General features: G+C 67.7%; 17 protein-coding genes. 7 read left to right on the top strand and 10 right to left on the bottom strand.

The genetic code is table 11. The annotated features are described in order from the left end of the window. Positions 1 to 12: 12 nt before the first annotated feature. Together AC0IYU_RS06675 and AC0IYU_RS06670 are read right to left on the bottom strand one after the other, a co-directional pair. Entirely contained in the window at positions 13 to 903 is an 891-nt protein-coding gene (locus AC0IYU_RS06675) for an HTD2 family dehydratase (RefSeq protein ID WP_472114388.1), read from the bottom strand. Between the two features lie 12 nt (positions 904 to 915). Next, on the bottom strand, positions 916 to 1,914 hold the full coding sequence (locus AC0IYU_RS06670; RefSeq protein ID WP_472114386.1) for a tripartite tricarboxylate transporter substrate binding protein: 999 nt from the start codon (positions 1,912 to 1,914) through the stop codon (positions 916 to 918). Positions 1,915 to 2,005: 91 nt separating this feature from the next. Between AC0IYU_RS06670 and AC0IYU_RS06665 the strand changes: the two genes are divergently transcribed. Beyond that, complete coding sequence (locus AC0IYU_RS06665; RefSeq protein ID WP_472114383.1) at positions 2,006 to 2,914, top strand: LysR substrate-binding domain-containing protein; 909 nt, start codon at positions 2,006 to 2,008, stop codon at positions 2,912 to 2,914. A 507-nt stretch (positions 2,915 to 3,421) separates the two neighbouring features. Here AC0IYU_RS06665 and AC0IYU_RS06660 read toward each other — a convergent pair. Further along, on the bottom strand, positions 3,422 to 4,012 hold the full coding sequence (locus AC0IYU_RS06660; RefSeq protein WP_472114381.1) for an NADPH-dependent FMN reductase: 591 nt from the start codon (positions 4,010 to 4,012) through the stop codon (positions 3,422 to 3,424). Between the two features lie 22 nt (positions 4,013 to 4,034). Further along, positions 4,035 to 4,919 (bottom strand): glutathione-dependent disulfide-bond oxidoreductase, encoded by an 885-nt coding sequence (gene yghU, locus AC0IYU_RS06655; RefSeq protein ID WP_472114379.1) that lies wholly within the window; start codon positions 4,917 to 4,919, stop codon positions 4,035 to 4,037. A gap of 28 nt (positions 4,920 to 4,947) precedes the next feature. Here yghU and AC0IYU_RS06650 point away from each other — a divergent pair, with 28 nt between their 5' ends. After that, complete coding sequence (locus tag AC0IYU_RS06650) at positions 4,948 to 5,580, top strand: glutathione S-transferase family protein (RefSeq protein ID WP_472114376.1); 633 nt, start codon at positions 4,948 to 4,950, stop codon at positions 5,578 to 5,580. A 4-nt stretch (positions 5,581 to 5,584) separates the two neighbouring features. Here the strand turns inward: AC0IYU_RS06650 and AC0IYU_RS06645 are convergent, their stop codons facing one another. Together AC0IYU_RS06645 and phaC are read right to left on the bottom strand one after the other, a co-directional pair. Then, positions 5,585 to 6,763 (bottom strand): acetyl-CoA C-acetyltransferase, encoded by a 1,179-nt coding sequence (locus AC0IYU_RS06645; protein ID WP_472114374.1) that lies wholly within the window; start codon positions 6,761 to 6,763, stop codon positions 5,585 to 5,587. Between the two features lie 52 nt (positions 6,764 to 6,815). After that, positions 6,816 to 8,576, bottom strand: a complete 1,761-nt coding sequence (gene phaC, locus AC0IYU_RS06640; RefSeq protein WP_435438481.1) for a class I poly(R)-hydroxyalkanoic acid synthase — start codon at positions 8,574 to 8,576, stop codon at positions 6,816 to 6,818. Positions 8,577 to 8,701: 125 nt separating this feature from the next. Between phaC and AC0IYU_RS06635 the strand changes: the two genes are divergently transcribed. After that, positions 8,702 to 9,034: a hypothetical protein gene (locus tag AC0IYU_RS06635; RefSeq protein ID WP_472115212.1), complete on the top strand. Its 333-nt coding sequence runs from the start codon at positions 8,702 to 8,704 to the stop codon at positions 9,032 to 9,034. On the opposite strand, the gene pgeF is transcribed toward AC0IYU_RS06635, so the two are convergent. Genes pgeF through AC0IYU_RS06620 form a run of 3 tightly spaced genes read right to left on the bottom strand, consistent with a single transcriptional unit; the run spans position 8,966 to position 11,346 of the window. Next, positions 8,966 to 9,736, bottom strand: coding sequence for a peptidoglycan editing factor PgeF (pgeF, locus tag AC0IYU_RS06630; RefSeq protein ID WP_472114371.1), 771 nt, complete (start codon positions 9,734 to 9,736; stop codon positions 8,966 to 8,968). The two genes, AC0IYU_RS06635 and pgeF, sit on opposite strands and share 69 nt — an antisense overlap. 5 nt (positions 9,737 to 9,741) lie before the next feature. Beyond that, on the bottom strand, positions 9,742 to 10,380 hold the full coding sequence (maiA, locus tag AC0IYU_RS06625; protein ID WP_472114368.1) for a maleylacetoacetate isomerase: 639 nt from the start codon (positions 10,378 to 10,380) through the stop codon (positions 9,742 to 9,744). Positions 10,381 to 10,428: 48 nt separating this feature from the next. Further along, positions 10,429 to 11,346, bottom strand: a complete 918-nt coding sequence (locus AC0IYU_RS06620) for a tetratricopeptide repeat protein (RefSeq protein ID WP_472114366.1) — start codon at positions 11,344 to 11,346, stop codon at positions 10,429 to 10,431. A 111-nt stretch (positions 11,347 to 11,457) separates the two neighbouring features. Here AC0IYU_RS06620 and AC0IYU_RS06615 point away from each other — a divergent pair, with 111 nt between their 5' ends. The 4 genes from AC0IYU_RS06615 to AC0IYU_RS06600 all read left to right on the top strand — a co-directional run bounded on the left by AC0IYU_RS06615 (position 11,458) and on the right by AC0IYU_RS06600 (position 13,877). Beyond that, positions 11,458 to 12,159 carry a fumarylacetoacetate hydrolase family protein gene (locus AC0IYU_RS06615; protein ID WP_472114365.1) on the top strand — a complete coding sequence of 234 codons (702 nt, stop codon included), beginning with the start codon at positions 11,458 to 11,460 and terminating at the stop codon, positions 12,157 to 12,159. Positions 12,160 to 12,176: 17 nt separating this feature from the next. After that, on the top strand, positions 12,177 to 12,728 hold the full coding sequence (locus AC0IYU_RS06610) for an NUDIX hydrolase (RefSeq protein WP_472114362.1): 552 nt from the start codon (positions 12,177 to 12,179) through the stop codon (positions 12,726 to 12,728). A gap of 16 nt (positions 12,729 to 12,744) precedes the next feature. After that, positions 12,745 to 13,227 carry a CreA family protein gene (locus AC0IYU_RS06605; RefSeq protein ID WP_472114359.1) on the top strand — a complete coding sequence of 161 codons (483 nt, stop codon included), beginning with the start codon at positions 12,745 to 12,747 and terminating at the stop codon, positions 13,225 to 13,227. Between the two features lie 140 nt (positions 13,228 to 13,367). After that, positions 13,368 to 13,877 (top strand): peptidoglycan DD-metalloendopeptidase family protein, encoded by a 510-nt coding sequence (locus AC0IYU_RS06600; protein ID WP_435438474.1) that lies wholly within the window; start codon positions 13,368 to 13,370, stop codon positions 13,875 to 13,877. Positions 13,878 to 13,953: 76 nt separating this feature from the next. Here AC0IYU_RS06600 and AC0IYU_RS06595 read toward each other — a convergent pair whose 3' ends face one another. After that, the gene (locus AC0IYU_RS06595) at positions 13,954 to 15,645 is read right to left on the bottom strand and encodes a hypothetical protein (RefSeq protein ID WP_472114356.1); all 1,692 of its coding nucleotides are present in this window, start codon (positions 15,643 to 15,645) and stop codon (positions 13,954 to 13,956) included. Between the last annotated feature and the right edge of the window lie 151 nt (positions 15,646 to 15,796).

The raw sequence follows: 15,796 nt of genomic DNA, 5'->3' as shown, positions 1-15,796 counted from the left end.
GGGTCTCCAGAATCAGGCGAGCACGGCCGTGGCCTGCATCGTGAGCCAGCCGTCGGCGTCTTCGCTCCAGAGGCTGAAGGTCTTGCCATCGCTGCTGCCTTCCGCGGGCTTCCCGTGCACGCGGAACGGCGCGATGTCGAAGGTCGGCCGCACCGCGCGGAATTCGAAGCGCGCGAGCTGCGCGCCCGGCACGTGGCGCCGCAGCAGGTCGACCAGCAGCGTGGCGATCAGCGGGCCGTGCACGATCAGGCCAGGATAGCCCTCCACCTCGGTCACATAGCGCCGGTCGTAGTGGATGCGGTGGCCGTTGAAGGTGAGCGCCGAGTAGCGGAACAGCAGCACGTCGTCGGGCGCGATGTCGCGGCTGAAGGCGGCGTCCTTCGGTGCCGGCGTGGGCGGCGGGCCTGCTTCGCCGGGCTGCGCGGCGGCGCGGTAGACGATGTCGTGCTCCTCGGTCAGCGCGAGGCCGCGTTCGTTGCGCACCTCGTGGCGCACGAGCACGAACACCAGCTCGCCGGTGCGGCCCGCCTTGTGCGTGACCGAGACGATGGTCGAGGTGCGCTGCACCTTGTCGCCCACCTGCAGCGGGTTGCCCGGTTCCCACGCGAGCCGCCCGCCGGCCCACATGCGGCGCGGCAGCGGCACGGGTGGCAGGAAGCCGCCGCGCTTCGCATGGCCGTCTTCGCCGAGCTCGGACTGGCGGTGGTGCGGCAGGAAGTACAGCCAGTGCCACAGCGCGGGCAGGTGCGTGCCGGCAGCGGGCGGTGCGTCGTCGCGGTCCAGCGTGGCGCAGAGCGCACGCACGGGCGCGGCGGTGATGTCGTCGGCCAGCGTTTCGCTGCGGCCTTGCCAGGCCTGCAGCTTCGCCAGCGCTTCGCCATCGATCAGGAGTGTGTCGTTCATCGGGTTCTTCATTCAGTCGACCGCGGCGCCGGAGGCCTTGACGATCCGCGCCCACTTGGCAAGGTCGTCCTGCAGCAGCGCCGCGAACTGGTCGGGGGTGGTGGGCGGCGCAATCTCGACGCCCTGCTGGTCGAGCTTGTCGCGCAGGTCCTTCGAGGCCAGCGCCTTGCGCGTGGCCTCCTGCAAGGTGGCCAGCATGTCGGGCGGCACGCCGGCCGGCGCGAACAGGCCGATCCACAGCGTGCCGTTGTAGCCCGGCACCGCTTCGGCGATGGTGGGCACGTCGGGCAGCACGGCCGAGCGCTTGTCGCCGCTCACGGCCAGCGCGCGCAGCTTGCCGGCCTTGATGTGCGCGAGCGCCGAAGGCAGGCTGGCGAACACGATCGGCAGTTGGCCGCCCAGCACGTCGTTGAGCGCGGGCGCCACGCCCTTGTACGGCACGTGCTGCAGCGAAATGCCTGCCATGCTGTTGAGCATTTCGCCCAGCAGGTGGTTGAGCGTGCCGTTGCCGGCCGAGGCGTACTGGTAGTTGGCGCCCTTCTGCCGCGCGAGCTTCAGGAACTCGGCGAAGTTCTTCGCCGGGAACGACGGGTTGACCAGCAGCACGTTGGGCACCGCGCCGACGAGGCCGACGGGCTTGAAGTCTTTCACCGGGTCGAAGCCCGGGTTCTTGTAGAGCGCCGGGTTGATGGCCTGGCTGCTGCTGATGGTCATGAGCAGCGTGTAGCCGTCCCTCGGGCCCTTGGCCACCATCTGCGTGCCGATGTTGCCGCCCGCGCCGGGCCGGTTGTCGACCACCACGCTGGCGTTGTTCATCACCTCGCCGAGCTTCTGGCCCACGAGGCGCCCGACGATGTCGTTGGTGCCGCCGGCCGCCTGCGGCACCACCAGCGTGACGGGGCGCGAAGGGTACGGCTGGGCGACGGCCGGGCCCGCGTGGATCAGGGTGGCTGCGGCGGCGAACGCCAGCAGCGCGAGTGCGCGAACGCGCGGGGTTCTTGTTGTCTCCATGGCAGCATGGTCGTTCGCCCTTCCCTCGCGCGCAATCTGCGATTTCAAAAGCCAGCCTTCTGTGATTCCGAAGGCTTGGCTACGATCGGCCATGCTTTTCGACCTGACCGACCTTCGCCTCTTCGTGGCCGCGGCCGAGCTCGGCAACCTCACGCGGGCGGCCGAGCGCCAGCACCTGTCGCTGGCCGCGGCGAGCGCGCGCATCAAGTCGCTGGAGACCCAGGCCGGGCTGCAGCTGCTGCAGCGCGAGGCCCGCGGCGTGCGGCTGCTGCCGCCGGGCGAAGCCTTTCTTCATCACGCGCGCCTGGTGCTGCACCAGACCGAGCAACTGCGCGCCGACCTGCTCGAGTACGGCGGCGGGCTGCGCGGCCACCTGCGCGTGTTCGCCAACACCACGGCCGTGACCGACTTCCTGCCCGAAATACTGCCCGGCTTCCTGGCGCGCAACCCGCGCATCAACGTCGACCTTCAGGAAAAACCGAATGCTCAGATTCCGCGCGGCGTGCTCGACGGGCGCGCCGACCTCGGCATCGTCGCGGGCCAGGTCGACACGCTGGGTCTGGAGGCCATCCACTTCAGCACCGACCGGCTGGTGCTGGTTACCGCGCGCAAGCACCGCTTCGCCAAGCGCCGCAGGATCTCGTTCACCGAGACGCTCGACGAAGACGCCATCGGCATGCAGCAGGGCAGCACGCTGCAGGCCTTCCTGGCGCAGATCACCGACAACCTGGGCAAGCGGCAGAAGCTGCGCATTCAGCTCGGCAGCTTCGACGCCATGTGCCGGATGATCGGCAGCGGCGTGGGCATCGGCGTGGTGCCGGAATCAGCGGCGCGCCGCAACCAGGACAGCATGCAGCTCGCGCTCATAGAGCTCAGCGACGCGTGGTGCGTGCGCGAGCGGTACCTGCTGGCGCGCGACCGGTCGGCGTTGCCGATCTACGCGCAGGCGCTGGTCGACACGCTGTGCCGGCATTACGCGGCGCCGGCCATCTCCGGGTGAAGTTCCAGGTGAAGTCCTGGGCGAAGTCCCGGGTGAGCTCGCGCCCGTACCGAGATTTAGCCGGTCCAGCAATGGGTTGCGGCCGGAATGTGAACAACGCGGCGTAATCCCCATTTTCTGTGCACAACTTTGGGGGCAACTCAGGTGGAGCCTTGTAAAACGAATATAAGTTATTGTTTTATAAGGAAATTCTACACATTGCCCAAATTTTGAGCGGTGAACAAGATTGGCAGCCCAAACCGCAGCGGCATCGGGTGAAACCCTGGATCGAGCCTGTTTTTTCGCTGGTAACGCGCCCACTTGGGCGTGGAATCGCGGTTTTCCTGCTTAGTCCCCATTTTCTGTGCACAACTTTGGGGACAACTGAGGTGGAGCCTTGTAAAACAAATATAAGTTGTTGTTTTATATAGTTATTCCACACTTTGCTCAAAATTTGAGCGGTGAACAAGATGCAACGGATCTCATCACCTCGCTGCACTCTTGAAGTCGAATGACTTACAGCAGACCCTAGTACGGCGGTGCCTTGCGCTGCCGCTGCGCCCGCGCCGCTTCGGTCCACCAGGCCAGGTCGTCGGCGAAGCGGCCGAACGACCGGTCGAGCGATTCACCCGCAGGTCCGGTCGGCTTGCCAGCCGCGTCCAGCGTCTGCGAAATCGGCCCGACGGCGAGCGTGCTCGACACCACGACCATGCCCATCTCCGACAGGATCGAATGCCACACCGTGCCCGAGCGCACGCCCGAGAAGCGCCCCGCCGAGTAGCTGGCCACGGCCGCCGGGCGCCAGAACCACTCTTCGAGAAAGTGGTCGGTGAGATTCTTCAGACCCGGCTGCGGGCCCCAGTTGTATTCGCCGGTCACGAAGACGAAGGCATCGGCCGCGCGGATCTTGCCGGCGAGCGCCTCCATGGCCGCGGGCGCGGTGCCCTTCGGGTATTCCTTGTACATGCGGTCGAGCATGGGCAGGTCGACCGCCTTGGCGTCGATCAGCTCGGCCTGCGCGCCGCGTGCGTTCAGCCCGGCCACGATGTAGTCGGCCAGGCGCACGCCCATGCGGTCGGAGCGGTACGAACCGTAGAAGACCAGGATGCTGTCGCTCATGGGGGGCCCTTCTTGGCTTGGGTCAGGTCGGCTTTGCGAGCTTGTCCTGCGTCTGGGTGTCGAAGTCGGCCGCGTCGTGGCGCTCGTGCAGTTGGCTCTCGGGCTGACCCCAGGCGCGGTTGACCATGCGTCCGCGTTGCACCGCCGGGCGCTGCGCGATCTCGTCGGTCCAGCGCAGCACGTTCTTGTATTCGCTCACCTGCAGGAATTCGCCCGCTTCGTACAGCTGCCCCTTGGCCAACGTGCCGTACCAGGGCCACACCGCCATGTCGGCGATGGTGTAGTCGTTGCCCGCCAGGTAGCGGCTTTCGGCCAGCCGGCGGTCGAGCACGTCGAGCTGGCGTTTCACCTCCATGGCGAAGCGGTCGATGGCGTATTCGATCTTCGTGGGCGCGTAGGCGTAGAAGTGGCCGAAGCCGCCGCCCAGGTACGGCGCGCTGCCCATCTGCCAGAACAGCCACGACAGGCACTCGGCGCGGGCCGCGCGCCCGGTCGGCAGGAAGGCGCCGAACTTCTCGGCCAGGTACTGCAGGATCGCACCCGACTCGAACACCCGCACCGGCACGGGCTCGCTGCGGTCGAGCAGCGCGGGGATCTTGGAGTTGGGGTTCACCGCCACGAAGCCGCTGCCGAACTGGTCGCCCTCGTTGATGCGGATCAGCCAGGCGTCGTACTCGGCGCCGGTGTGGCCCAGTGCCAGCAGTTCTTCCAGCATCACCGTGACTTTCACGCCGTTGGGCGTCGCCAGCGAATAGAGTTGCAGTGGATGCTTTCCCACCGGCAGGTCCTTGTCCTGGGTCGCGCCGGCGATCGGTCGGTTGATGTTCGCGAAGCGCCCGCCGCTTTCCTTGTTCCAGGACCAGACGGTGGGGGGCGTGTAGACGGCCGGGGTGGTCGTGTCATTCATGCAATGCGTTCCAGGAGTGCCAAAGACGATGATCATTCTCTACGACTGCGCCACCGCACCGAGTCCGCGGCGCGCGCGCATCCTGCTTGCCGAAAAGGGCATTGCCCACGACACCGTGCAGGTCGACCTGGTCCATGGTGAGCAACTGGGTGCCGCCTACCGCGCGATCAATCCGCAGTGCACGGTGCCTGCGCTGCGCACCGAAGAAGGCGCGCTGCTGACCGACAACGCCGCCATTGCGGCCTACCTGGAGGCGCAATACCCGCAGCCGCCGCTGATTGGCGTCACGCCGCACGAAAAGGCCGAGATCGCGAGCTGGACCTGGCGCGCGGAATTCGAAGGCCTGATGGCCATTGCGGAGACGCTGCGCAACGGCTCGCCCGCCATGGCCGGCCGGGCCCTGCCCGGGCCGGTGAACTACGCGCAGATTCCCGAACTGGCGCAGCGCGGGCTGGTGCGGGTGCAGCAGTTCTTCGACACGCTGAACGAGCGGCTGGCCGGCCGCGAGTTTCTCGCCACCGACCGGTTCAGCCTGGCCGACATCACCGCCGTGGTGGCGGTGGACTTTGCCCGCGTGGTGCGCGTCAAGCCCGGGGAGCAGCACCCCGAGCTCGTGCGCTGGCGCGCTGCAATGGCGCAGCGCGCGTCGATATCGCGCTGAGCGATCAACGCTCGATGGTGAGCGCCACGCCCATGCCGCCGCCGATGCACAGCGAGGCGATGCCCTTCTTGGCGTTCTGGCGCTGCATTTCGTGCAGCAGCGTCACCAGGATGCGGCAGCCCGACGCGCCGATGGGGTGGCCGATGGCGATGGCGCCGCCGTTCACGTTCACCTTGTTCACGTCCCAGCCCATTTCGCGGTTCACGGCGCAGGCCTGCGCGGCGAAGGCCTCGTTGATCTCGAGCAGGTCGAGGTCGGCGGCCTTCCAGCCGGCGCGCTGCAGCGCCTTGGTCGACGCGGGCACCGGGCCCATGCCCATGATGGCGGGGTCGAGGCCGGCGGTGGCATAGCTGGCGATGCGGCCCAGCGGCTTCAGGCCGAGCGCGGCGGCCTTCTTGGCCGTCATGACCATCACCGCGGCCGCGCCGTCGTTCAGGCCCGAGGCGTTGCCCGCGGTCACGCCGCCGGCCTTGTCGAAGGCGGGGCGCAGGCCGGCCAGCACTTCGGCGCTGCTCTTGCGGTTGATGAACTCGTCCTGATCGAAGACGATCGGGTCGCCCTTCTTCTGCGGAATGCTCACGCCGACGATCTCGTCCTTGAACTTGCCGGCGTCCTGCGCGGCGGCGGCCTTGGTCTGCGAGCCCAGCGCCAGTTCGTCCTGCGACGCACGGTCGATGTTGAACTTCTTGGCCACGTTCTCGGCGGTGATGCCCATGTGGTACTGGTTGTAGACGTCCCACAGGCCGTCCACGATCATGGTGTCGACCAGCTTCCAGTCGCCCATGCGCTGGCCGTTGCGCGAGTTGGGCAGCACGTGCGGCGCCATGCTCATGTTTTCCTGGCCGCCGGCAATGACGATCTCGCTGTCGCCCGTGGCCACGGCCTGGGCCGCCAGCATCACGGCCTTCAGGCCCGAGCCGCACACCGCGTTGATGGTGAGCGCCGGCGTTTCCTTGGCGCCGCCGCCTTTCAGCCATGCCTGGCGTGCGGGGTTCTGGCCCGCGCCGGCCGCGAGCACCTGGCCCATGATGGCCTCGCCGATCTGGTCGGCGGTGAGGTTGGCACGCGCAATCACTTCCTTGATGACGATGGCACCCAGCTCGGTGGCCGCGATGCCGGCGAGCGAGCCGCCGAACTTGCCGACCGCCGTGCGTGCAGCCGAAACGATGACGATGTCTTCCATGAGGTTCTCCGTTGAAGTGATTTGAAATCTGTGGCGCGCTTGCGCTGTGCGCTCAGGCCCTTGCCTTGACGTAGCGCCCCGGTGCCGGCTCGATGGCCTTGTAGGCCTTGCCGTTGCCGTAGCCCTTGGGCGCCGGGATCTGCTTGCCGGCGTTGCCCTTGAGCCATTGTGCCCAGTCGGTCCACCAGCTGCCCGGATGCTCCTGCGCGCCGGCGAGCCACTCGGGCTGTGTTTCGGGGAACTTGCCGTCGTTGCGCACCCAGTGGCTGCGCTTGTTCTTGGCCGGCGGGTTGATCACGCCGGCAATGTGGCCCGACGCGCCCATCACGAAGCGCTTCTTGCCCGGCAGCAGCTGCGTGGACGCGTACGCCCCGCCGATCGGCACGATGTGGTCTTCGCGCGAACCGTAGATGTAGGCCGGAATGTCGATGCTGCCCAGGTCGATCTTCTCGCCGCACACGGTGAGCGCGTTGGGCTTGGCCAGCTTGTTCTCGTGGTACGTGTTGCGCAGGTACCAGGTGTAGAACGGGCCCGGCAGGTTGGTGGCGTCGCTGTTCCAGTACAGCAGGTCGAAGGGCGGCGGGGTCTCGCCCTTCAGGTAGTTGCCCACCACGTAGTTCCACACCAGGTCGTTGGGCCGCAGGAAGCTGAAGGTCGAGGCCAGGTCGCCGCCGGGCAGCAGGCCGCCCTTGCCGAGCTGCATCTCGCGGTAGGCCACCATCGGCTCGTCCACGAAGATGTCCAGGATGCCGGTGTCGCTGAAGTCCAGGAAGGTGGTCAGCAGCGTGACCGACGCGGCCGGCTTCTCGCCGCGCGCCGCGAGCACGGCCAGCGCGGTGCTCAGGATGGTGCCGCCCACGCAGAAGCCCAGCGTGTTGATCTGCTTGCTGCCGGTGATGTCCTGCACCGTGTGGATCGCCTCGATGGCGGCGTTCTCGATGTAGTCGTCCCAGGTGGCCTTTTCCATCGACGCGTCGGGGTTGCGCCAGCTCACCACGAACACGCGGTGGCCCTGCTCGTTCGCATAGCGGATGAGCGAGTTCTCGGGCTGCAGGTCGAGGATGTAGAACTTGTTGATGCAAGGCGGCACCAGCAGGAACGGCCGCTCGTACACCTTGGCGGTGAGCGGCTTGTATTCGAGCAGCTGGAAGAAGTCGTTCTCGAACACCACGGCACCCTCGGTGGTGGCCACGTTGCGGCCCACCTCGAAGGCGCTCTCGTCGGTCATGCTCACGTGGCCCTGCTTCACGTCGTGCATCAGGTTCTGGATGCCCTTGGCAATGCTCTCGCCCTGCGTGTCGATGGCCTTCTTCTGCGCATCGACGTTGAACGCGAGCGAGTTGCTCGGCGACGACGCGGCCATCCATTGCTCGACGGCGAAGCGCAGGCGCGCGCGGGTCTTTTCGTCGGCATCGATGGCCTCGGCCATGCCGAGCATGGTGCGGCCGTTGAGCAGGTACACGGCGGCCGAAAAGGCCGACAGCGGGTTGCTGCCCCAGGCATCGCCCGCGAAGCGCTTGTCGCCCTCCGGCTTCGCATTGAAGCCCTGGCGCCAGAGCTCGGTGGCTTCGGCCACGTACTGCTGCTGGATGGCCTGGAGCTTTTCGGGCGCGATGGAGAACTTGGGCAGTTCGGGCATCTTCATGCCCCCTGGCAATTCAGGCATCTGCCATAGCGGCGTGCCGCCGGGATTGAAGGCCGAAGCACCCTGCGCGGTGGACTGCTGGAACGACGCCAGCGCCTTGCTCCATCCCTCGGAAAGTGCCTGCTGGAAGGGCGCGAACGCATCGGCCCCCGTGGTTTGCTTCATCATGTCTCCTGGTCCTCACCTGAATCGATACGGATGGCTGGCGTGTTTTGAGTATCCTGCATTCACCGGGCCCTCACAACGCATTCACTGCGTCGGCGCACCCTTTCCCTTACCAACTGAAACTTCTCGTGTTTATCCATCTGATCGTCATCGGCTGGCTGTATGTCGTCGTCATGATGGCCGTGGCCGAAGCCACCAACACCAACGGCACGGTGCTGGGCGCCATCTTCACATTTCTTTTGTACGGATTGGGCCCGGTGGCACTGGTGGTTTACCTGATGGGCACCCCCGGGCGTCGACGCGCCATCAAGCAGCGCGAGGCCGAGGCACAGGAGGCCGCGCGGCGCGCAGCCGCAGAAGCACATGCGGCTGCGGCGGCTGAAGACGCCGGCTCAGACCTTCCAGACCAGGGCGGCGAAGCGCCCGCTGATGCCGTCGCGCCGGTGCGAAAAGAACCGTGAGGGGTTGCCGACGGTGCACCAGCCGCTGGTGCCGTCGTTGCCATGGACCGATGCAATGCCCGCCGCGCGCAGCCGCTGGCGCGCCAGCGCGGGCAGGTCGGCGAGCCATTTGCCGGCCGCCGGCGCGGGTCGGAAGCACGAGGCGGCCTCGGCCGCATGCGCCTCGAAGGCGGCCTTGACCTCGGGGCCGACCTCGAAGGCGCTGGGGCCGATGCAGGGCCCCACCCACGCCATGACCTTGCCCGCGCCTTCCGCGTCGAAGGCCTTGACGGTCTGCTCGAGCACACCGCCTGCGAGCCCCCGCCAGCCGGCATGCGCAGCGGCCACGCGGTGGCCCGCTTCGTCGGTGAAGAGCACGGGCAGGCAATCGGCCACCATGATCGTGCAGGCCAGCCCGGTGGTGGTGGCGGTGCAGGCATCGGCCGCGGTGCCGTCGCGCACCACGTCCTGCGCATCGTCGAGCGCCACGACACCGGTGCCGTGCACCTGCTGGAGAAAGACAGGCCGCGCGCCGACGGCACTGCGCAAGCGGTCGCGGTTGTGCGCCACCTGCGCGGGTTCGTCACCCACGTGGTCGCCGAGGTTCAGGCTCTCGTAGCGGCCCAGCGAAACACCGCCGTCGCGCGTGGTGCACACGGCCCGCACGTTCGCCGGCGCAGGCCATTCGGGCACGAGCCAGCGCGCGTTCCAGTGCCCGTTCATGGCGCTCAGGCTTCCGCGTCGGGCGCCTGGGAAGGCTGTGCGCGCTGGAAGGCTTCGAGGTCCATGCAGGCCTCGAAGGCGGCCATGCTGCGCGGCAGGCCGCTGAAGTCGCAGTCGAAGCGGCGGCCGTTGAAGATCTGCGGCACCAGGCAGCAGTCGGCCAGGGTCGGCGTGTTGCCGTAGCAGAAGGTGCTGCCCGGATGCAGCGCGAGCTGGCGCTCGAAGGCCAGCATGCCGTCGCGCACCCAGTGGCGGTACCAGGCGTTCTTGGCCTCTTCGTCGAGCTTGAGGTCTTTCACCAGGTACTTGAGCACGCGCAGGTTGTTCAGCGGGTGGATCTCGCAGGCGATCGATTGCGCCAGTGCGCGCACGTGGGCGCGGCCGACCGGGTCGCTCGGCAGCAGCGGCGGCTCGGGGTGCGTCTCGTCGAGGTATTCCATGATGGCCAGCGACTGCGAGAAACGCTCGCCCTCGTCTTCGAGCAGGGGCACCAGCATGTCGGCCGAGATGGCGGAATAAGGGCCGGTGCGGTGTTCGCCGCGCGCGATGTGCACGGGAACGTAGTCGTAGTCCAGGCCCTTCAGGTTGAGGGCGATGCGCACGCGGAACGAGGAGGAGGAACGGAAGTAGTTATGCAGCTTCATGATTTTCCAAGGATAGCGCTCCTGCGCTTCGGCTTCAGGCGCACGGGGTCAGGCGCGGGGTGGCGCCTGCAGAACGCAGCGCAGGTCGTGCAGCGCGGCCTTCGGTGATGCGGCGGCGCGCCATTCGTCGAGCACGCGGCGCGCGGCTGCCTCCTCGCGCGAGGCGATGCCCACGCGCCACGGCCCGAGCGTGCCGGGGGCTTCGTCGGCCCCGTGGTTGTGCTGGCCCTCGCCGAAGGGCCGGCCTTCGGAGCAGGCGCGGCACAGCACCTGCATGCTGTCGGTCCAGTTCTCTGCGGCGGCGCCGGTGGCTTCGAAACGCTGGATGAGCGCGGCGATCTCGTCCTTGGTGACGCCCTCGATCGAAACCTCGTAGGTCGAATGGTCCGAGGGTGCAATCAACTCGAGCGCGTCGAACACCGGCACCTCGCGCCCGCCGCGCAACCGGTAGCCGTTGGCCGCGCCGTCGTGCAGCACGAGGTCGCCGTAGCGGTGCCCGCATGCGGGCGTCGGCACGTTGCGCAGGATGGCGCGTGCCGGGTCGATGCGGTCGGCCCAGACCACCTCGGTGCCCTCGTCGCCATGCACGCGGATGGGCGTGAGGCCGACGAAGTGGTCGACCGGGCCTTCGCCGTCCGCAATGCCGATGCCGTATTGCCGCCAGGCGCGCCGCGCCGTGGCCCAGTCGCCCAGCGCGGTGGCCGCAATGCCCAGGTTCCAGAGCGCGCCTTCGTTGCCCGGCTCGCACTGCACCGCGCGGGCGTTGGCGTGCAGCGAAGCGGCCCAGTCGCCGCGGTACTTGTGGATGAGGCCGGCGTTGTACCAGGGCGCGGCCCAATGCGGATGCACGGCACTGGCCTGGGCATAGGCTTCGAGGGCGCCGTCCTGGTCGCCTTCATCGTCGCGCTGGCGACCGAGTTCGTTGAGGGCGTTGGCTTTGCCGGCTTTGCCGAGTCGCAGGGGCATGGTGGAAACGAGCGGGAGCAGGGAGATGGGCGGGGCGTCTATTGTGAGCCCCTCGCCTCTGGCACACTGCCGGCTTCCCGCTTAGGTTTCGCTGAAAAAGGACACGTCGCAATGGCTTCCGAGTTTGTCTTCGCCCCGCCCGCCACCGTTTCGGTTCCCGTGGCCGGCCAGCCCGCCCGCTTTCCGGTGCACCGCATCTACTGCGTGGGCCGCAACTACGAAGAGCACGCCAAGGAAATGGGCTTCACCGGCCGCGAGCCGCCCTTCTTCTTCATGAAACCGGCCGACGCGCTGGTGGTGGTCGATGCGGGCCAGACCGGCACCATGGCCTACCCCTCGCTCACCCACAACCTGCACCACGAGATCGAACTGGTGGTGGCCATCGGCACCGGCGGCAAGAACATCATGGCCGCGGACGCCCACAAGCACGTGTTCGGCTACGCCGTCGGCCTGGACATGACGCGCCGCGACCTGCAGAACGAAATGAAGAAACAGGGCCGCCCCTGGGACATCGGCAAGAGCTTCGAGCAGAGCGCGCCCATCGGCCCCATCGTGCCCGTGGCGCAGGCCGGCGACGCCGAAAAGGCCGAGATCTCGGTACAGGTGAACGGTACCGATCGCCAGCGCAGCACCGTGGGCAAGCTGATCTGGAACGTGGCCGAAACCATCGAGCACCTGTCGGCCGCGTGGGAGCTGCAGCCCGGCGACCTGATCTTCACGGGCACGCCGGAAGGCGTGGCCGCCGTGGTGGCCGGCGACACGCTCGTGGGCGAAGTCGCGGGCCTGCCCAAGCTGACCGTCAAGATCGTCTGAAGACGGCGGCCGGCGTCATGCTCCTGCGCGTACCCATCAAGCATTGCAAGAACTGCGGCACCGCGGTGGTCTACCGCGTGCCGGACGACGGCGACACCAAGCAGCGCGCCGTCTGCCCGGCCTGCCACACCATCCACTACGAGAACCCGCTGAACGTGGTCGGCACCATCCCCGTGCTGGGCGACAAGGTGCTGCTGTGCAAGCGCAACATCGAGCCGCGCTGGGGCAAGTGGACGCTGCCGGCCGGCTTCATGGAACTCGAGGAAAGCACCGCCCAGGGCGCGGCCCGCGAGACCGATGAAGAGTCCGGCGCCCACTACGTGATGGAGGGCCTGTTCTCCGTCATCAGCGTGGTGCGCGTGGGCCAGGTGCACCTGTTCTACCGGGCCCGGCTGCTCGACGACAAGTTCGACCCCGGCCACGAGACCATCGAGGCAAAGCTCTTCACCGAGGAAGAAATTCCCTGGGACGAGATCGCCTTTCGCACGGTGCGCGAGACGCTCGAGCACTATTTCGAAGACCGGCGCCGCGGCAGTTTCGACCGCGTGCACACGTTCGACATCGTTTGACCCCCACCACCTCCACATGACACATCGCCTTCCCGTGCTGCGCACCCTCCTCGGCCTCGGCTTCGCCCTGGCTGCCTCTGCGCATGCGGAAACGGTGGGCGAGGTGGACACCGCCTTCAAGCTCATCGGCCCGGACCACAAGATCGTGGTCGAGGCCTACGACGACCCCAAGGTCTCCGGCGTGACCTGCTATGTGTCGCGTGCCAAGACCGGCGGCATCAAGGGCGCGGTCGGGCTGGCCGAGGACAAGGCCGAGGCCTCCATCGCCTGCCGCCAGGTCGGCCCGGTGAGCGTCACGCAGCCGCTGCCCAAGCGCGAGGAGGTCTACAGCGAGCGGCTGTCGATTCTGTTCAAGCGCCTGCGCGTGGTGCGCATGGTCGATCCCAAGCGCAACACGCTGGTGTACCTGACCTACTCCGACCTGCTGATCGACGGCTCGCCCAAGAACAGCATCACCGCGGTGGCGATCGACCGCGGCACGCCGATTCCGCTGAAGTAGCCGCCGCGCCAATCACCCCTTCGCGCCCGGTTGCTCTTGGCAGGCCGGCGCACCGGTTTGCTAGCATCGCCCCTCCGGCCCGCCCCCGGCGAGCCGGACCGCAGGAACCCTCCGCAACGAATCCGTTCCCACACAGCGCCATGCATCTTCAGACTTTTGTTTCCCGTACCGCCGCCCTGGCGCTGGTTGCCGTGAGCCTCGCGGCCTGCACCACGACCGATCTCAACCCGCCGCGCACCGGCCAGGGCCCCGTCGTCGCCCCGCCCGCGCAGCGCCAGGCGCTGTTCGTGCGCCCCGCCGCCGGCGCGACCATTGCGCGCTTCGACGGCGTGCGCATCAAGGGCATCGACATCGCCGGCAACCTGGGCGATCCGATCGTGGCGTCGGCCGACGGCCGTGTGGTGTACGTGGGCGGCGAACTGCCGGCCTACGGCAACATGATCATCGTCAAGCACAACGAGACCTACCTCACTGCCTACGCGCACCTGCAGACCATCGGCGTGAAGGAAAACCAGGTGGTCCGCCAGGGCGAGAAGATCGGCGAAATGGGCAAGAGCAACACCGACCGCGTGAAGCTGCGCTTCGAGATCCGCAAGAACGGCAATGCCGTGAACCCGGAGCCCTACCTCAACGGTTTGCTGCAGCAATAGACAGCGGGCCTCGCCCGACGTTCGCCTGACGTCTCCGGCGCCCATTGAAAAAGCCCCTCGCGGGGCTTTTGCTTTTTCAGGGTGCCACCGCGTTGAAGTCTCGCAGCACCACGTCGCGCCAGGTGGCGTCGCGCGTGCTGACGAACATGCTCTTGTAGGTGATGCCGCTCTGGGCTGGCAGGTTGAAGGTCTTCGACGCAGCACCCGCGCCCGAGGGCGCCACGTCGGCCTGGTCGCTCACGCTGGCGCTCGGCCCCGTCATCAGGCTCAGGAAGAACTCCGCCGCAAAGCCGGGGTTCAGGCCCGTGGCGCTGACCGAGAAATCGGCGCCGCCGGCATAGGCCGCCAGTGAAGGCGTGGTCGTGAAGCCGGGGTACGCGGCCGCCGTGGCTTCGGCCAGCGTCATGGGGCGCGCATGGAAGCGGTGCTTGTAGACGATGTCGAAGCCGCTGAACTTGGCCACCGTGGTGCCGTCGGCCTCGTACGCCGTGAAGGTGTACTCGGGCGTGGCGGGAATCGCCGCGATGTCGCTGTCCGACAGGCCCGCGGTGCCCGGGATGTTGCTGCAGTTCGACGCCAGGTAGTAGATGTTGTTGGTGCCCGAGCCCTGCAGCGGCCAGATGCCGCCGCCGGCGGGGCGCATGTGGCGCAAGCCCGCCACCGGCAGCCCCGGGCCCGTGACGACCACCGACGCGGCCGTGTTGCTGTTGCTGGTGTTGGTGTCCTGGATGGAAAACTGCAGCGAGGTGCTCACGCAGCCCGTGGCGTTGTCCTTGCTCGCCTGGATGTGCGGGTTCAGGTCGAACACGCGCCCGTCGCCGCGCAGGCGCCACACGCCGTCGGTGCCCTTCACGAGCTGCATGCCCTGGTTGTTGCTGAAGGCCACGCCGTTCTTGTCGCGGTGCGTGAACTCCACGAAGGCGCGCGGGCTCGTGTTGTTCGCGTCGATCGTGTAGTTGATGCGGTTGATGACCACGTCCGAGAAGCTGGCGCCGATCAGGTTGGTGTCCGCCGCCACTTCGTTGGCGAACTGCTGGGCGCTGAGGTCCGAAGACCTGAAGCCGTAGGTGCCGGTGACGGGGTTGCTGCCGTCCGTCATCAGCGGCAGCAGCACGCCCGGCGCCGGCAGGCCGTTGGCGAACTTGCCCACGTAGTCGCTCAGCGCCTTGCGGATCAGCGTGATGTCGTCGGCCGCCGTTTCCATGCCCGCACCGCTCAGCGGTGTGGTGCCGGCGTCCTGCGCGGCCTTGACGGCCAGGTCGTCGGTGATCTGCTGCTGCGTCACGATGTTGGTGATGGTGGCCACGTTGGTGGCCGGGTCCACGCTCACGCGCAGCACGTCCAGCGCCTTGTCGAGCGCGCTCGACAGCGGGGTGAAGGCGGTGCGCAGCAGGTCGATGCTTGCGTCCACGCCCAGCGCCAGCAGCACCGGCAGCAGCTTGGCCTTCAGCGCGTCGGACTCGGCCTTGAGCTCGGTGGCCGAGAGCCCGGAGAACTCGCCGCCGTCGAAGTACTGCGCAGCCACCAGGCCGGCGATGTTGGCCACCACCAGGTCGGTCAGCGGCGTGATGTTGATGGTGCCGTTGGCATCGGCGGAGGTCGCGGCCGAGTGGATCACGGCGCGCTGGCCGCCCACGACGCCCTCGGCGCGGAACACGAAGGGGCCGGTCATGCCGCTCACATCGACGAGGTAGTTGCCGTCGACCAGCGGCACGGTCTTGGTGGCGCCCTTGGCGTCCTTCACCGTGACGGTACCCGACAGCGGCAAGCCCGAGGCCGCGGTGCCCGAGAACGTAACAGCCGCTGCCGCAGGCGGGTTGCTGGCGGGCGGGTTGACGGTGCCCCCACCGGCGACCGGAAACCCGGCTGTCTCTTATACACATCTCCGAGCCCACGAGACGAGTCATAGGATCTCGTAT

It is taken from the genome of Variovorax sp. AC103 (genome assembly GCF_979254005.1).
Note: the sequence above shows the minus strand (reverse complement) of the source record. Positions and strands in the feature narration are given on the sequence as shown.

What these genes read in the sequence shown, in the direction of transcription:
- AC0IYU_RS06675 (WP_472114388.1), bottom strand. Translation starts at nt 903, where the DNA reads ATGAACGACACACTCCTGATCGATGGCGAAGCGCTGGCGAAGCTGCAG.
- AC0IYU_RS06670 (WP_472114386.1), bottom strand. Translation starts at nt 1,914, where the DNA reads ATGGAGACAACAAGAACCCCGCGCGTTCGCGCACTCGCGCTGCTGGCG.
- AC0IYU_RS06665 (WP_472114383.1), top strand. Translation starts at nt 2,006, where the DNA reads ATGCTTTTCGACCTGACCGACCTTCGCCTCTTCGTGGCCGCGGCCGAG.
- AC0IYU_RS06660 (WP_472114381.1), bottom strand. Translation starts at nt 4,012, where the DNA reads ATGAGCGACAGCATCCTGGTCTTCTACGGTTCGTACCGCTCCGACCGC.
- yghU (WP_472114379.1), bottom strand. Translation starts at nt 4,919, where the DNA reads ATGAATGACACGACCACCCCGGCCGTCTACACGCCCCCCACCGTCTGG.
- AC0IYU_RS06650 (WP_472114376.1), top strand. Translation starts at nt 4,948, where the DNA reads ATGATCATTCTCTACGACTGCGCCACCGCACCGAGTCCGCGGCGCGCG.
- AC0IYU_RS06645 (WP_472114374.1), bottom strand. Translation starts at nt 6,763, where the DNA reads ATGGAAGACATCGTCATCGTTTCGGCTGCACGCACGGCGGTCGGCAAG.
- phaC (WP_435438481.1), bottom strand. Translation starts at nt 8,576, where the DNA reads ATGATGAAGCAAACCACGGGGGCCGATGCGTTCGCGCCCTTCCAGCAG.
- pgeF (WP_472114371.1), bottom strand. Translation starts at nt 9,736, where the DNA reads ATGAACGGGCACTGGAACGCGCGCTGGCTCGTGCCCGAATGGCCTGCG.
- maiA (WP_472114368.1), bottom strand. Translation starts at nt 10,380, where the DNA reads ATGAAGCTGCATAACTACTTCCGTTCCTCCTCCTCGTTCCGCGTGCGC.
- AC0IYU_RS06620 (WP_472114366.1), bottom strand. Translation starts at nt 11,346, where the DNA reads ATGCCCCTGCGACTCGGCAAAGCCGGCAAAGCCAACGCCCTCAACGAA.
- AC0IYU_RS06615 (WP_472114365.1), top strand. Translation starts at nt 11,458, where the DNA reads ATGGCTTCCGAGTTTGTCTTCGCCCCGCCCGCCACCGTTTCGGTTCCC.
- AC0IYU_RS06610 (WP_472114362.1), top strand. Translation starts at nt 12,177, where the DNA reads ATGCTCCTGCGCGTACCCATCAAGCATTGCAAGAACTGCGGCACCGCG.
- AC0IYU_RS06605 (WP_472114359.1), top strand. Translation starts at nt 12,745, where the DNA reads ATGACACATCGCCTTCCCGTGCTGCGCACCCTCCTCGGCCTCGGCTTC.
- AC0IYU_RS06600 (WP_435438474.1), top strand. Translation starts at nt 13,368, where the DNA reads ATGCATCTTCAGACTTTTGTTTCCCGTACCGCCGCCCTGGCGCTGGTT.